7 protein-coding genes are annotated in these 16,651 nt (G+C 45.0%); 3 read left to right on the forward strand and 4 right to left on the reverse strand.

The genetic code is table 11. The annotated features are described in order from the left end of the window. Positions 1–3 precede the first annotated feature (3 nt). The 4 genes from K1Y79_RS13000 to K1Y79_RS13015 all read right to left on the reverse strand — a co-directional run bounded on the left by K1Y79_RS13000 (position 4) and on the right by K1Y79_RS13015 (position 9,948). Entirely contained in the window at positions 4–3,330 is a 3,327-nt protein-coding gene (locus K1Y79_RS13000) for a VCBS repeat-containing protein (RefSeq protein ID WP_220250480.1), read from the reverse strand. 88 nt (positions 3,331–3,418) lie between these two features. Next, complete coding sequence (locus tag K1Y79_RS13005; protein ID WP_220250482.1) at positions 3,419–5,008, reverse strand: SusD/RagB family nutrient-binding outer membrane lipoprotein; 1,590 nt, start codon at positions 5,006–5,008, stop codon at positions 3,419–3,421. 5 nt (positions 5,009–5,013) lie between these two features. Then, entirely contained in the window at positions 5,014–8,124 is a 3,111-nt protein-coding gene (locus tag K1Y79_RS13010; protein ID WP_220250484.1) for a SusC/RagA family TonB-linked outer membrane protein, read from the reverse strand. A gap of 852 nt (positions 8,125–8,976) precedes the next feature. After that, on the reverse strand, positions 8,977–9,948 hold the full coding sequence (locus K1Y79_RS13015) for a glycoside hydrolase family 43 protein (protein WP_220250487.1): 972 nt from the start codon (positions 9,946–9,948) through the stop codon (positions 8,977–8,979). Between the two features lie 591 nt (positions 9,949–10,539). Between K1Y79_RS13015 and K1Y79_RS13020 the strand changes: the two genes are divergently transcribed. The 3 genes from K1Y79_RS13020 to K1Y79_RS13030 all read left to right on the forward strand — a co-directional run bounded on the left by K1Y79_RS13020 (position 10,540) and on the right by K1Y79_RS13030 (position 16,648). Beyond that, the gene (locus K1Y79_RS13020; protein WP_220250488.1) at positions 10,540–11,181 is read left to right on the forward strand and encodes an RNA polymerase sigma factor; all 642 of its coding nucleotides are present in this window, start codon (positions 10,540–10,542) and stop codon (positions 11,179–11,181) included. A gap of 723 nt (positions 11,182–11,904) precedes the next feature. Further along, the gene (locus K1Y79_RS13025) at positions 11,905–13,089 is read left to right on the forward strand and encodes a FecR family protein (RefSeq protein WP_220250490.1); all 1,185 of its coding nucleotides are present in this window, start codon (positions 11,905–11,907) and stop codon (positions 13,087–13,089) included. Positions 13,090–13,351: 262 nt separating this feature from the next. Then, positions 13,352–16,648 carry a SusC/RagA family TonB-linked outer membrane protein gene (locus tag K1Y79_RS13030; protein WP_220250491.1) on the forward strand — a complete coding sequence of 1,099 codons (3,297 nt, stop codon included), beginning with the start codon at positions 13,352–13,354 and terminating at the stop codon, positions 16,646–16,648. Positions 16,649–16,651 lie beyond the last annotated feature (3 nt).

Here is a 16,651-nt window from a genome sequence, read left to right on the forward strand (position 1 = left end):
AGCTTAGTTAACTTTATACAGGGTTAGACCTTTGTTGTTTACACCTATCATGACATAGGGTTGTCCATTCAGCTCCATCAGGCTTGCGGACTTAACATCGCCTTTTACACACATTCCTGATACTGTCTGGGGAATGTACGTAAAGCCGCCTTTACCATCACCTTTCAGCAAGCAGCCATATCCTGCGTCAAAGCTGCCTAGCTTAAGGCGGTTGTCGCTATGATTGCCTAAGAGTAATAAATCCTGCTTACCGTCCTTGTCATAGTCTGCCACCAGAATCTTCGATACTACTGAAAACTGTGCCTCCACCGGCAATGCTGCAGGTACAAACTTTCCATTCCTGTACAGCAGGCAGCGGGTCCTGGTATCAGTAGCGGTCAGTTTGCCGGCCTGATTCAATTCCTCTGCAGAAAAGATCTCTTTCATGGTAGCATTAGAATAATTGCGATAGGACGAGAATTTGCGCCGCATAGGATATATCTGTTCATTCAGTTCATCTCTGCTCACGAATGGATAACTTACCCCATCGATATAGAAGTTCAGGAATGGATCTATAGAACCATTTTTATCAAAGTCTGCATAGTATAACTCGGCGGGTTGCTTTTCAGAAGCGCGTACCTGGGTATTAGCGCCCATATTTCCAGCAATGATATCGGCATGGCCATCACCATCTATATCGGCTACAGTCATACCAAACCAGCAACCACTTTCAGGACGCTCGAAGTATTGCGCTGTTGCATCTGTAAAGCCGGCTGCCTTATTCAGGTATATGGTCAGCGGCATAAACTCTCCACACAAAACCAGGTCCTTTCTGCCGTCCTGGTCGATATCTGTCCAGCGTGCATCTGTAATCATGCCGCTATTGATAAAAGGAACTGTGGCTGCTGTGAACTGACCTTTACCATTGTTGACAAGCAGGTAAGAGACAGGTGCGGTGGGATACTTACCAGGAACGACTCGTCCTCCGATAAACAGGTCAATATCTCCGTCATTATCAAAGTCGCACGGCCTGACGCATGATTTACTGCTGGCGCTTACATCTGGTAATGCACCTTTTGCCAGCATGAAATTGCCTTTGCCATTGTTGAGGTATAATTCATCCTGCAGGGCGGGAGTACCTGGTTCAAACAGGCTGTATCCCCCTTTGGCTACATACAGATCCGGCGCACCATCACCATTGGCATCAAAGAAAGCTGCGGCAGCCACCTGGGAAGACATATCTATACCTGAAACGATCCTTGTACCTTTGATAAATCTACCTCCGGCCTGCTGCAGATAGATGCCGGCAGGTTGTTCGCTGTCGCCCGCAATGTACATATCTTCCAATCCGTCCTTATTCACATCAGCTTTTTCAAATACCGGTCCTGTTCTTGAGTACATAAACATCATCAGCAGCTGGCGTTTAAAGTCATTCTCCGCCATCTCGGTATGCTTGTAGGTAAACAGGCTGTCTGCATTACGGAACCATGTACCGGCAACAGTCTGTCGCTCATTCGTTCCGGCATTAGGTGCGTATGCTACCGTCAGTAGCTGATCTGCCTTTACATCAGTGAGCCGTTGTACAGTATTATCAGGCCAGATGATTTTCACCGAATCTGCTGTTGGATTGTCCCCTAGTCCGAAGAGCAGTTGCGTAGATACGGCAGAGAGGTACCCCCTGTTGGGGTTTACTTCCTGGTATTGCTGTATGCCTTTGCTGTACACATAGACCTTTGCACCGATGGCAGCCGTGTTCATACCCTGTCCCTTCAATTTAAAAGACAGGTAGGCAGCCGGCTTTTGCTGCTCCCGGGTCATGTTTTTATATACCGCTGCAGGCTCGTTAATTTTGTTAATAACCAGTTCCAGGTCGCCGTCATTGTCCAGGTCTGCGTATACAGCGCCGCTGGATATACCACCTGCGTCAAAGCCCCAGGCCTGTTGCATATTAGAGAAAGTAAGGTCTTTATTGTTGCGGAAGACGTAGTTCTGCAATGCAGTGGACGGCATGGCGGAGACAAGATCCATTAATAATACCGGTTCTCTGTCAATAGCTTTTTTGACCTTATAGTCTCCCCAGTAACGTAAGAAGTCTTTGTTGGTATAATCCCGGAGGTATCCGTTGGTAACGAAGATATCTTTGTAGCCGTCATTATCCAGGTCTGCTATCAGGGGGCACCAGCTCCAGTCTGTATTAGATACGCCTGCCAGTTGTCCGATCTCACTGAAGGTACCGTCGCCATTGTTCAGCTGCAGCATATTGCGCATATATTGTTTATACAGGTCCTGGGATAACATCAGTTCAAAAGACTCATAGTTCTCCTGAAGCTGTAACAGCTTTTGACGTTGGTTATCTTCTGGCAGCATATCCAGTGTCATGACATCCGGCAGGGCGTCATTGTTAAAGTCGGCGATATCCACACCCATGGAAAAGTGTGACAGGTGTGTAAAACAGTTGGTCGCATCTTCTGCAAAAGTACCGTCATGCTTATTTATGTAGAGGTAGTCGCGTTCATTATAATCGTTGGTTACGTAGATATCCTGCCAGCCATCCTGGTTAATATCTGCGATAGCTACACCAAGTCCGAAGGTCAGAGGATTCTGTATGATACCCGCTTGTCTGCTGACTTCAGTGAAGTGGCCTTTATCATTACGATAAAGCTTGTTGCCTGCAAGCGAGTCCGTTTCATTACGGTATCTTGCAAACTCCATGTTATCAATCTTGATCACATTGTGGTTGAGCAGGAACATGTCCAGATCACCATCATTGTCATAGTCGAAGAATACTGCATTGGTGCTATAACCCGGATCATCCAGACCATACTCATTTGCTTTCTCTGCAAATTTTGCATTACCCTGGTTAATGAATAGCTGGTTTCTGCGCAGCGCATCGCTTTTTTTACCGGAGTAACAAATGTAGATATCAAGTAGTCCGTCACCGTTTACATCGGCCATGGTTACGCCTGTTTTCCAGCCTTCCGGCTTTCCTTCCAGGCCTTTGGCAGCATCTCTGGTAATATCAGCAAATACCAGGTTGCCTTTATTCAGATATAGTTTATTGGGTGCCATATTGCCGGTAAAGAACAGGTCCTGCAAACCATCATTATTAATGTCGCCAACTGCTACGCCGGCACCATTGTAGAAATATTCATATGCAAGTACATTTAACTTCTCCGTTTCATTCAGGTTATTACTGAATTTGATACCGGTAGTTTTGGCGGGCAACTGCTGGAATAATGGTTGCTGAGCGGATGTACGGGAAGTAACAAAACCAGCAAGCAGGAAAATAAGGCAACATTGAACTGCTGATAGTGCACTACATTGGAGTGCCGTTGTGGAATAGCTTCTCATTCAGGTATGTTTTTACGTAGGGCAGCAGGTTGGGATAAAAGCTAATGCGACCCCTTGGAGTCGCATTAGCATAGATTTGACAGTTATATTATTGCGCATCCCACCATACTCTGGAAGTATAGTTATCGCCTCCCTGCAGACGCTTAACGGCCTCCTGGTAGTTAACAGGATTGGTAGAACCTTCTGTAGACTGATAAGCGATTCTTCTTGGTATTGTACCACCAGTGAAATTACCCTGGTAGTTCACCGGAGTCAGTACAGGATAACCAGATCTTCTCCAGTTGATCCACGCTTCGATGAAGTTGAATAATAAACCATTGGTAGCCCAATATTGTTCATTAATCATTTTCAGAGAAGCATTAGCAGAACTTACATCCAGCGGGTGAGCAGTAGCATATGCGTTGGCATCAGCTGCACTGATAGTAGCACTTGCACTGAAAGTAGCCAGGCTCTGTAATGCAGCTACTACGCCATTTCTGTAATGCTCAGCAGCAGTACCAGGAATAGTCCAGCCACGTACAGCAGCTTCAGCCAGTAACAGCTCAGTTTCGGCATATGTCAGCACAAAGATGGGTGCACTGCGGCTAAGGTAAATAGCTGTCGTAGGACGGGAATATCTTCCCAGCAGATAAACATCTCCGGCAGCGCCTGTACTACCCGGGTAGTCAGATCTCTTGGTAACATCCGTAGCGCCACCTGCCAGGTCATATCCGTTAGGCAATCCTCTCTGAACACTGCTATCCCTGTTGCCAGCCAGTGAGCTGTTAGTACCTGCAGCCAGACCAGCAGGTGGTATTTCAGCTGATACACCCAGACGTGGATCGTTATTCACACGCAGGTAATCGATCAGCTTTTTAGACCATTTTACTTCTCTGTAGTCTTCCACCACCAGTAATGCATTGCTGGTACCGTTACCATTGCCGGTAGAGTTGTCACTGGTACAAACTGCATTGTCTGCAATACTCTGGAATGTACCCAGTGATGCTGCTTTCTCAGCATACTGACGGGCCAGTTCCGGTTTTGCCTTGGTCAGGCGCATAGCAGAACGTAACATCAGGGAATAACCGAAGCGTTTCCATTTTGCAATATCACCACCGTAGAACAGATCTGCAGTCAGCTTATCGGCTGCTGGATCGAGTTTAGTAATTGCGGCATCCAGTTCTGTCAGCATGGAAGTATAAATAGACTCCTGTGTATCATATTCAGGTGTGAACACATTTGTCTTACCAGACAGCGCCTGAGAATAAGGCACATCGCCATAACAGTCAGTGATATGCTGCATGATCAGTACCTTCATAATAACACCCACATTCTCCAGGTTCGTCAGCCCCTTCTCCTTAGCCAGCTGCGTCATTTCATACGCAAAGCTTGCTCCTCTGTAATCATCATTCCACAACTGGTTCTGGTAACCTATAATACCTGATGACGCTACATACTTATCACCATTACTGTAATAGTTGAAGGTAGATGCCAGCAGTTGCGGCCACATACTCTGAAACAGCAGCTGCGCATATCCTTTATTCGCGTATTGATATTGCGACTTGGAAAGGAGCAGATTAGCGTTGTATCTGGCAGCATCTACTGCCACCGGGTCAGTGTTGATTTCATCAAAGTCTTTGGTACATCCTGACGTGAACAGCGCCACCCCAAGGGTTATATATAGCAAACCTTTTTTCATGTTCATTATTTTTTAAATTTTACATTCACGTTCACACCATATGTACGGGTACTAGGTAAGCTTGTACCCTCGATACCTGCGTAGTTGATGAGTGAAGAGAATCCGGCTTCAGGGTCTATATTGTCTGAATTTCTCATGAAGGTCAGCAGGTTACGTGCAACCAGAGATACGCCGATTGATTCAAATGGTGTTCTACCCAGTACTTTGCTGCCTACAGTATAACCAAAGGTTACCTGACGCAGTTTTATGAAATCAGCGCTCAGTACGTTGTTTTTGGAAATCTTGTTAGCAAACGCCTGGTAGTAAGCCTGTGCAGTTACACGCTCTGTGTTCTGTGCGCCGGTACTTTCAATGATACCATCAGCAACGATGCCTTCTTCTCTTCCTTCCAGTGTCATTTTATCCAGACCACGCAGTACTGCATAGTTTTTGGTTGCAGAAAGGATGTTTGCGCCAAATTTGCCATCTATCAGGAAAGACAGGTTAAAGCCTTTGAAAGAGAAATCGTTATTGATACCGCCAAAGAACTTAGGCAGTACGCTACCCATTGGTCTGAGTACGCCATCATTGATCGGCAAGCCTGAGTTATCCAGCAGTACTTCACCTTTATCATTACGTTTGAAATCGTATGCCAGGATCTGTGGACCCGCCATGCCTTTTACCAGTGCGGTATTCGCATTCAGCGGGCGGTAGGTGCCCAGGGTCAGCACGGTGCTGCTGCTGTTATCTCCATAGATATCAAGAATCTTGTTTTTGATGAATGTACCATTCACAGAGGCATTCCAGCTAAACTTAGAGCCAGATACGATGGTACCATTGATAGCCGCTTCAAAACCTGTGTTCTGCGTAGATCCGGTCGGGAAGTAAGCTCTCTCATAACCACTTGCCGGAGAGATAGTACCCTGGATGATCTCGTTCTTCGTCTGACGATGGAAGTAAGCGAGGTCAACGCCTAATCTGTTGTTGAAGAATTTCAATTCCAGACCTACCTCTGCTTCTTTCAGCGTAAATGGCTTCAGATACAGGTTTGGCAGTGTAGAAGAAAAGTCTCCGGTGCTGATACCACCGATAGTGCTACCCACGTTGTAATAGGACTGTGTGATATATGCATCCACCGGCTCACCACTTGCATTCGCATATGAAGCACGTAACTTACCGTAAGTCATTTTAGGTATGTTCAGCAGTTCTGAGAAGATGAAGCTACCGGAAACAGACGGTACGAAGATGCTTCTGTTGCCTGCAGGCAATGTAGAATACACATCATAACGGCCGGTCGTTCCTATTGTCAGGAAGCCTTTATAAGAGAAGTCAGCCGTGTAATAAGCAGACTGTGATTCTCTTGACTCATAGTCATAGTTCCTGCCAAAGTTGGTTACGTTACTGAAAGAATACACGTATGGTACAATGAACTGGTTACCAGCTACACCCATCATCTCAAAAGTTCTCTTGCGGTAGTTACCACCCACTGCCAGGTCAACCTGGAAATCTTCTGTCAGGTTCTTTTTGTAACCTACCAATCCATCTGCGTTCAGCTCTGTAGACTGTTCGTTACGCAGATCCAGGTCACCACTCACCAACGTACCATTTGACAGTGTGCTGGTGGAATAAGCAGTACCCCATGGAGTTACTCTGAACTTCCTGTCATTGATGTTGTCATACCCGATACGGGCCTGTGCATACAGGCTTTCAGAGAAGTCATAACGGAGTGTCAAGGCAGAGATCCAACGTCTTCTGTCGATGTTATTAACATATTGATTTACGACAAACCATGGGTTAGTCACATAGTTATCATCTGTCCATACGATCTCACGACCATTGTTGTCAGGATTAAAACCAGGCTTCAGTATATCTTCATCAATGTTTGTAGCCAGGAAGATACCGTTGTTAGCATTCAGCGGACCATCACTCAGCTGCGGACGGTTCTGTGAACGATCATCGATATAATTCACCAGAGCACTAACTTTAAATTTACTGGTCAGGTTCTGATCCAGGTTCAGGTTGAAGGTCTTACGTTTCAGACCGCTGTTTCTTAAAATGGACTGGTTATCCATAGAAGAAGCAGATACGCGGAACGTTCCTTTTTCACCACCACTGGATATAGCGATCGTATTAGTGAAAGTTGGACCTGTTCTGTAGAAACGGCTGATGTTATCTCTTACAGCAGAATAAGCGTAAGATTTACCATCAAACTGTGGCGTCATTGAACCATCCAGTCTGGAACCCCAGCTTAAACGGGTGCTTGCCAATGCATCAGTCGCGCTGACAGGTTTTGCACCATTCTGGCCCTGGCCATATTCATACTGAAATTCGGTGAAGTCGATGGCTTTATCCATCGTGTAGTTCATGTTATATTCTACCTGCATGGAACCTTTCTTACCACTCTTGGTAGTAATCAGGATTACACCATTTGTAGCACGTGTACCATACAATGCAGATGCAGACGCACCTTTCAGTACCGTCATGCTTTCAATATCGTCGGGGTTGATGTTGGATATACCATCACCATTATCGGAACCACCCCACTCACCGGCAGCACCACGCTGTGAGTTATCCATCGGTACACCATTGATTACATACAGTGGACTACTTGCGCCAAAGCTGGCCATACCTCTTAACAATACACGGGCAGAAGAACCCGGGCCACCGTTTGTACCACTTACGCTCAAACCAGCTACACGGCCACCCAGAGAGTAAGCCACGTTGGTCTCACGCGCCTGGGTAAGAGAAGCGCCGTCTACTTTGGTAACAGCGTAACCCAGTTTCTTGGATTCTTTGGAGATACCCAATGCCGTTACAGTTACTTCACCTAACTGAGAAGAAGATTCTTCCAATGTGAAATCAACAGAAGTTTGTCCGGCAGAAACTTTAATTCCCTTTGACGTATATCCTATCAGTGATGTTTCTAATGTAATCTCTCCATCAGGTGCATTCTTCAGGGTGAATGCTCCGTCAGCACCAGTGATCGCAAAGATATTTTTACCCTGCACCTTTATGCTCACTGAGCCAAGTGGGGCACCGGATTTCGAGTCTTTGACAGTTCCCTGCAACTGCCTTGTTTGCGCGAATGCTACCGTGGAAAGCAGCATTGCAACAACCAGCAAACGTAGATGTCTCATTATCGATTTAGTTTTTGGTTAGAGAATAGACAAGTGACAGACACTTGCGGGCATAGAAAGTCTGGTCGCTTTGCGACAGTGTTTCGTTTCATTGTTCGTTATAATTAAAATTGGTTGTCGTTAAAAAATACTTCCCCCTTATGCTATCTCATAGCAATGTTTTTATGCTTCCATCATGATATATTTTTTGAACCGTGTTACGTTTCTCACAACGTCATCTGCAACAATGTATACTGGACACTTATTCTTCTCGGAAGAATTTTATGTGTAATACACGGCGGCAATTGACCAATAGTTTAGTAGAAATTTGAGATGATTAAATAATTGTTCATTGTTCTTACTTCCCGTGCAAATCCGATTTTGGCATCTTTTAGTAGATCTGCTACGGAAATGAAATATTCACTAGTTATATGTTCACTAATTGCTCTAAGTCTGACTACTCTTACGAGTAATACAATTCACTGTTAATATTTGTTCCGAAAATTTAATAAATGATACGTTTCACTACATGGACGGCTAATTAAAAGCCGGATTTCATAACTGATTCACTCTCCAGACAATCGTCTATCTTTCTTTGTTCACTTTTATTTAACACAATGAATGTAGTCAATTTTAACATTTCGTACAATAACAATTGCGTTGTACATAATTATAACCTTTTACAGGCTTTGCCAAATACTATTTTAACAGTTATTGGTTGTATGTAAACCGTTTTAGCTTTCCTGTGCCAAAGCCTTTCCGCTTTTTCTTCTCCTGATAGTATTTTGACAAAAAAAAGGAGTTGCACCTATCCTACGGTACAACTCCTTCTCCCCTTTTCAGGCAGGTCGTATAGCCTTAAAGTGTGATTAACTATTTCAGCTTATCTGGTTTAACGCCTTCATTTGTAATCCTTACAGGTACAATCAGTCCATTTTCGTCAAAGCGCATTTCGTCTATACATACTACGCGGTTGTTTGCCGCCTTTTCTGTCAGCGGACGTCTGTGGTAAACAATATACCAACGGTCTGTTCCTGGTACATTGATCACAGAGTGGTGACCTGCGCCTCTGGCAATCTTATCATCCTGCTGTAATATCTTTCCAATCCTTTTAAAAGGGCCTGCCGGTGAATCAGCAATAGCATAAGCTACAGAATAATCCGGGCCGGTCCAGCCGCCTTCTGACCACATAAAGTAATATTTCCCGTCACGAATGAACATAAAAGGACCTTCTACATAACCCTCGGGGGTAACTTCTTTAAAGGTAGTACCATCCTCAAATGGTGTGAACCCTTTAAAATCATTATTGAGTTTGGCTATGTTACAATGACGCCAGCCACCATATATAATATAGTATTGCCCATCCTTGTCATGAAACACAAACTGGTCAATAGGTTGCGCTTTATTGTGGAACTTGTCAATCAGCGGTTTTCCGATATGGTCCTTATAAGGGCCACCTGGTTTATCAGCCACCGCTACGCCAATCCCTCCTTCTTCATTGTCACTCTGAATGTCATTAGCTGCAAAGAAAAAGTAATACTTCCCGTCCTTCTTTACTATTGCCGGGGCCCACATGGCTTTATTAGCCCATTTCACAGCTGATGTATCCAGAATGTGAGGATGCTTCTTCCATTTTACCAGATCCCGGGATGAAAAAGCATCAAAAAACACCTGTTTCTCATACTTGTCGGAATAGGTAGGGTAAATCCAATACTCCTTTCCCCATATAACAGCTTCGGGGTCGGCATACCAGCCCTGCACAATGGGGTTACCTGAAGTTTTCTGCGCTGCGGCGGGTAGCGAAGCTCCTGCAGCCAAAAGCAATAACGTTAAGACCTTTCTCATAATAGAATTTCCTGTTTGAACCACAATATAATAACTGCACCCAGAGGTTGTATGCCTCTGCCCGCCAGCACCAATAAAAACGAACTTACCTTTATAGGAAACCTCTCACCTAAGGCATTAATCAACAATAACTTATCACACCCCCTCCAATCGAAACGCAAGACATTGGTCTTTTCTGAAGTACTTTAGAATCATTACAGCACCTGGCTGAACAGGAAATACGCTCATGAACCCTTTCGTCGGTTTCTCTGCCTGGTCTCTCTTCCTATGCTCCGATTTCCTGATCTTGTCAGATCTCTTCCTGGTCCTTCCAATTACCGGACGGAAGGTGCGGGGTTTCCCCAGTAAAGGCGGTTCTTATCAGCAGAGACATATTAGAAAGAAAAGCCAGATTATCTTCTGCATGCTTCAAAATCACGAACTACCCGTTGGCAGTAGCAAAAAATTGTCCGGGGCTAAAATAAAGGACAAACCTGCGTATCGGTAAAGATATAGCCGACTTTGTGCCGCTCATATTCAATGAGGTATAAGTATGCACGAATATTCAGAGACTTTAATATATCCGCAAATTATAAATTGAAAACCGTTATTATGGCAATCCGTTCATCCGCTATGGTCCTCCCGGTTTCGTTTTTTGTTCCTAATTTTACTGCCAGCATTCAAACGATAGGAAAATTGTTACAATCATCCTTACCAGGGGAGCGGGAATTATTACAGCAGATTGCCAGGGGTGACGAGTCTGCATATACACTTGTATTTAATCATTACAGTAAGCAAGTGTTCAGCGCGGCCATGCTTTATTTAAAAGACACCATACCGGCCAGGGAGGTCGTACAGGAAGTTTTTTTGAAAATATGGCTGAAAAGGGAAGCTATGTCTGATGTAGAAGACCTTACCGGCTACCTGTTCATCCTCACACGTAATCATATATATGATAGTTTTAAGAAGCAGGCAACCCTGCAGAAAGTCCTGGACAACTTTGTCATGCTGCAACCTGCTACCATTGCAGATGCGGACTACCGGCTGGAAGAACGCCAGTATGACCATCTACTGAACAAAGCTGTTTCTGCTCTTCCGCCCGAAAGAAAGAAAGTATACATTGCCAGGAAGGAGGGGATGACTAATGAAGAAATTTCCCACAGGATGAATATCTCCATCCATACCGTCAAAAAACAAATGCAGCTGGCTGTACAGACCGTGAGAAGCTTTGTAAAGCAACAGCTGCATATTTAACTGCCTTACCCCGTCCCCAAATATCGTCATACCCGATTGTTACAGCTGCCAGGTGTTCACTTTCTTTGCAGCTATCCCCTCAGCCTATCATCGATTACTTTACTGACAATCTTCCTTCTATACCTTTTAATTTACCATCAAGTATTCCTTCCCCCTACCGTCGCTCCGTTGGCGGATAAAGTTCCTAAACCTCGCAAATAGATGTTTCCCGGTTATCGGTCTGATATCGGTTGATGTTTCATATCATCTCATATTCATAAGGTCACCAAAAGGGCACTTCGATATCCCGGGGATATTGAGGTGCCCTTTTGGTGACGAATTGGTGCATGGTTGATATGAAACATTAAGCCTGTATAAACAGCATACTGTCAACAGATAATTGACGCAGTTAACCCTGATTTTCAGTTCCGCAATGAGAGATAACCGGCATTTTCAACGCAGGCAGGTTTTTCCAGGTGAATGATGCATCGTGTAGATCCTGGGAGTGTCACAACTAAAGATTGACTGGCGATATAGGGGCGAAACAGCGCAGCATGGTATCCTGGGGCAGCAGATATATGGATAGGGAAGCGGGCTTAGGAATAATAGAAGATCAGGGGAATAATTTACCCATCCGTCATACCAAATTGATTATCAATAAGAAAAAAAATTTCTCCGGGGAATACTCCTTTACAATTTGGCAATCGTCTTTATATCTATCAACCAGTGCCAAATAAATCGTTTATGACAATATCCGAAATAAAGCGATTGCTAGAAAAGTATAAACGTCGTGACATTACCCGTGAAGAGTACCTGCAGTTAATGCAGGCAGTAGAAGATGACGCGTATACAGCTGCCGTCAAAGCTGATATCATGGAGACATTATACAGTGAGGCACCGGATATGGGATGGACGGAACAGGATGGCAAGGCGATACTGGAAGGTATTTTCAGCGAAGGCAGAATTGAAAACAGCCGTCTGCGGATAATAAAACGCAGAAGGCTGGTATACAGTTCACTGGCAGCAGCAATGGTAGCGGGCCTGGTAGCGACAGGAGTGTATTACTTCTCCGGATCTTTACCTCAGCATGAGCAAGTAGTTGTCGGAAAGCGGCAACCACTACTACCAGGATCTAACAAAGCCATGCTGACACTGGCAGACGGTACGGTTATACCGCTGGATAGTGCCAGCAGTGGCACATTAGCACAGCAGGGGAATACGCAGGTCAGCAACAGCAACGGCCGGTTAAGCTACAATGGAGGTGGTGCAGCAGATAAGGTAATGTACAATACAGTCGTAACACCACATGGCGGACAATACCAGCTGACGCTTGCCGACGGTAGCAGGGTATGGTTAAATGCAGCGAGCAGCATCCGGTTTCCAACTGCCTTTACCGGCCAGGAAAGGAATGTAGAGATAACCGGAGAGGCGTATTTCGAGGTGGCACAACAGGCTGACAAGCCTTTTCATGTAAAAGTGAATGAGGTACAGGTAAATGTGTTGGGTACAAGTTTCAATATCATGGCCTATCAGGACGAACAGGCCATTAAAACAACACTGGTAGATGGAGCCGTGCAGTTAAAACACGGTAACAACGCCAGTATACTGAAGCCTGGTCATCAGGCCAGTCTGTCTGCAAACGATGATCATTTCCAGATCAGCCCTGCGGATATGGAACAGACACTTGCCTGGAAAGAAGGTAAGTTTCGCTTCAGGAACACCAACATCAGAACCATCATGCGACAATTATCGCGCTGGTACGACATTCAGGTTAGTTACCAGGGAGATGTTTCTGAAATCGATCTGACCGGAGTCATTTCCCGGCGAGAAGAAGCGGGCAATCTATTGGCTGCCCTGGAAGCTACTCAAAGGGTACAATTCGAGGTGAGCGGGAACAACGTGACTGTGAAGCCCTGGAGACAACGGTAATACCTTCTGAGAGAAGGACGTCCACATTATGTAAAAAATTAAATTTTCCAGTTATGACCACGTAAGTAATTAACGTATTGTCAAATCCCGGTAGCAAAAACCGGATTCCGACTGCCATCGGAACCCGGTAGAAAAAAGGCTATCAATTTCCTAAACGTTTGAAAATCGATTATTAAGCCAAGAACACAAAAGTATGGAACTACGCGAGACCTGCAAGGCCTTTCCGAAGGAAGGATTCTTGCACAGAAAATTATTGTTGGTTATGAAATTAACTGCCATTCTGACCCTGGTATTCTCATTGAATCTGAGCGCCAGGTCGTATTCACAATCAGTCACTATTACAGGTAAACACCTGAATCTTTATGACATTTTCAACAGCATCAGCAAACAGACAGGTTACGAGTTTGTATATGATGAGAAAATGTTAAAGGGTACAGGCGCAATAGATATTAACTTAAAATCTGCGACTATCGCAGAAGTGCTGGACAAGTGTCTGAAAGACAAGCCACTGTCTTACACTATCACCGATAAGATCATCGTGATCCGTCCCAGGGGTATCAAAAAAGATATTCCCGTGGCAGCAGTACAACCTGCGGCTACAGTTGAAGGTACTGTGGTGGATGCTGCAGGCCAGCCTCTACCTAATGTGGCCATTCAGGTAAAAGGTACTACCCGCGGCGTATTAGCCGATGAGAAAGGTCATTTCTCTATCCAGGCAGAAAGCACGGATGTGCTGGTGTTCAACTTAGTTGGCTACGATAAGAAGGAAGTACCTGTAGGCACACAAACCCGCCTGCAGATCGTATTACAGGAGTCTAACAAGCAGCTCAACACAGTAGTAGTAACAGCATTAGGTATCAAGAGATCCGAGAAGTCAATTACCTATTCTGCGCAGCAGGTTAGCGGTGTGGAACTGACTAAAGCAAAAGATCCGAACCTGATGAATACCCTGAACGGTAAAGTAGCAGGTTTAACTATCTCTTCCAGCTCTTCCGGTGTAGGCGGTTCTGCGAAGGTTATTCTGCGTGGTAACAAGTCGGGTCTGGGTAACAACCAGGCATTGTATGTGATTGACGGTATTCCTGTTAATAACAATACGACCAATCAGCCATCCAGTGCATTTGGTGGTAGCTCCTCTTATGATGGCGGAGATCCTATATCCAACATGAACCCTGATGATATTGAAAGCATCTCAGTACTGAAAGGTGCCTCTGCATCCGCGTTATATGGTAGCCAGGGTGTGAATGGTGTAATTCTGATCACCACTAAAAGTGGCAAGGCAGGACGTACTACTATCAACTTTACATCCAGCGGTACGGTGAATACACTGGCCTACAAACCAGCGTTTCAGAATACCTATGGCCAGTCCACCTCTACCAGCGGACAAAGCTGGGGTAGCAAGATCAATGGGGGTACAACAGATAACCTGTCATCATTCTTCCGTACAGGTAACAACCTGACAAACTCTATTAGTCTTTCCGGTGGTTCAGAGAAAATGCAGACATACTTCTCTTACGCCAATACAATAGGTAATGGTATACAGCCCAACAATAAGCTGTCACGTAATAACATCAGTTTTAAAGAAACAGGAAAGTTCCTGAATGATAAACTGACTGCTGAAGCGGACGTTAATTATATCACCCAGAAAATAGATAACACCCCACTGAGCGGTCTGTATTTCAATCCGCTGACAGGTCTTTACCTGTTTCCGCGTGGTAAGGCGCTGCAGCCATTCCAGGATAACTTTGAGGTATATGATCCTGCAAGACGTCTGATGACGCAGAACTGGGCTTTCAATGAAGATATTCAGCAGAACCCATGGTGGATTGTAAACCGTAACCCCAACTCGCTTAACCGTAACCGTTTATTACTGAATGCAAGCCTGAAATACGAGGTGAATAAATGGCTGAGCATCCAGGGTCGTGGTAACATCGACAGGATTAATGATGTGTACGAACAGAAAGTATATGCAGGTACAGTAAGTGCTTTGTCTTCTGCGAATGGCGTGTACAGCTACAGCAATACAACGACTACCCAGCAGTATGGAGACTTCATCGCCAACCTGAATATTCCGATTGGCGAGAATTTCCGCGTTACAGGCGTAGTAGGTGGTGCTATCAGGGATGTAATTACTAAGGGAGAGCGGTTCAATTCCGGACAGGAAGGTCTGAACATACCTAACCTATTCGTGATCCAGAACTTTAAGGTATTCAATCCACTTAACTCAGGTACGCTGCAGGAAAACCACGAACAGGTACAGTCTGTATTCGGAAGTGCTAACATCTCTTATAAAGACTGGGCTTTTCTGGATCTGACCGCGCGTAATGACTGGTCTTCTAATCTGGCATTCACACCATCAAATTCTTACTTCTATCCTTCTGTAGGTCTGAACGTAATTCTGAGTTCTGTGGCTAAGCTGCCTGCGTTTATCAGCTTTGCAAAAGTGCGTGGTTCATATGCACAGGTGGGTAATTCACCACGTCCTTATCAGTCATTGCCGGCTCAGTACATTTTCAGTGCAGGTGGTGGTTTCTCACTTAACACCAGATCACCTTTCACGAATCTGATACCAGAGAAGACCAACTCACTTGAGTTTGGTACTGAATGGCGTTTCTTTGACAACAGACTGAGTGCAGATTTCACGTACTATAAGACAAATACAACGAATCAGACGTTTGAAATCAGAGGTTCTGAAGCGACGTTAAATGACTTCTACTTCATCAACGCTGGTAATATCCAGAACGAAGGTGTGGAAGCAGTAGTACGTTACGATGTTTTACGTGATACCAAACTGAAATGGAATACAGGTCTCAACTTCGCTGCCAACAAAAACAGGATCAAGGAACTGAATGACGATCAGTCTTACTTTACACTGAGTGGTGCATCAGGATCCAATTATGTATCCAGGTTCAAAGTGGGCGGCTCCTTCGGCGACATATACGGTACTGTGTTACAACGTGATGAGCAGGGCCGTGTAATGATCGATGCAAACGGGAATCCAATCAAGCAAGGTGGCGACTATGTGTATCTGGGTAACTCCAACACCAGGTGGCAGCTTGGATGGAACAACAACCTGGAATACAAAGACTTCACCCTGTCTTTCCTGATTGACGGCAAATTTGGTGGTAAAGTAATGTCTATCACCCAGGCAGTTATGGACCAATATGGCGTGTCAAAAGCTACCGGCGATGCACGTGATGCAGGCGGTGTAGCGGTAAATGGTGTTGATCCTAATGGCAATCCTGTATCTGTTGTTGATGCACAGAAATGGTATTCTACTGTAGGTGGCCGTGAAGCAGCTTCACAGGAATACATGTATAGTGCTACAACCGTACGTCTGCGTGAAGTAGCGCTTGGTTACACTATTCCTGTTGCTAATACTGGTTTTGTAAAAGCACTGAAACTGTCGCTGACAGGACGTAACCTGCTGTTCTTCTCCAAGAAAGCACCATTCGATCCTGAACTGACGATGTCAACAGGTAATGGTCTGTCCGGCGTAGACATCTTTATGCCGCCAGCAACCCGTAACTACGGTCTGACACTGAATGCTACTTTCTAATCA

This window comes from Chitinophaga rhizophila (assembly GCF_019492185.1).
Lineage (GTDB): Bacteria > Bacteroidota > Bacteroidia > Chitinophagales > Chitinophagaceae > Chitinophaga > Chitinophaga rhizophila.

Bases quoted from the DNA above. Each gene is read 5' to 3' on its own strand.
- K1Y79_RS13000 (WP_220250480.1), bottom strand. From the start codon at position 3,330: ATGAGAAGCTATTCCACAACGGCACTCCAATGTAGTGCACTATCAGCA.
- K1Y79_RS13005 (WP_220250482.1), bottom strand. From the start codon at position 5,008: ATGAAAAAAGGTTTGCTATATATAACCCTTGGGGTGGCGCTGTTCACG.
- K1Y79_RS13010 (WP_220250484.1), bottom strand. From the start codon at position 8,124: ATGAGACATCTACGTTTGCTGGTTGTTGCAATGCTGCTTTCCACGGTA.
- K1Y79_RS13015 (WP_220250487.1), bottom strand. From the start codon at position 9,948: ATGAGAAAGGTCTTAACGTTATTGCTTTTGGCTGCAGGAGCTTCGCTA.
- K1Y79_RS13020 (WP_220250488.1), top strand. From the start codon at position 10,540: ATGGCAATCCGTTCATCCGCTATGGTCCTCCCGGTTTCGTTTTTTGTT.
- K1Y79_RS13025 (WP_220250490.1), top strand. From the start codon at position 11,905: ATGACAATATCCGAAATAAAGCGATTGCTAGAAAAGTATAAACGTCGT.
- K1Y79_RS13030 (WP_220250491.1), top strand. From the start codon at position 13,352: ATGAAATTAACTGCCATTCTGACCCTGGTATTCTCATTGAATCTGAGC.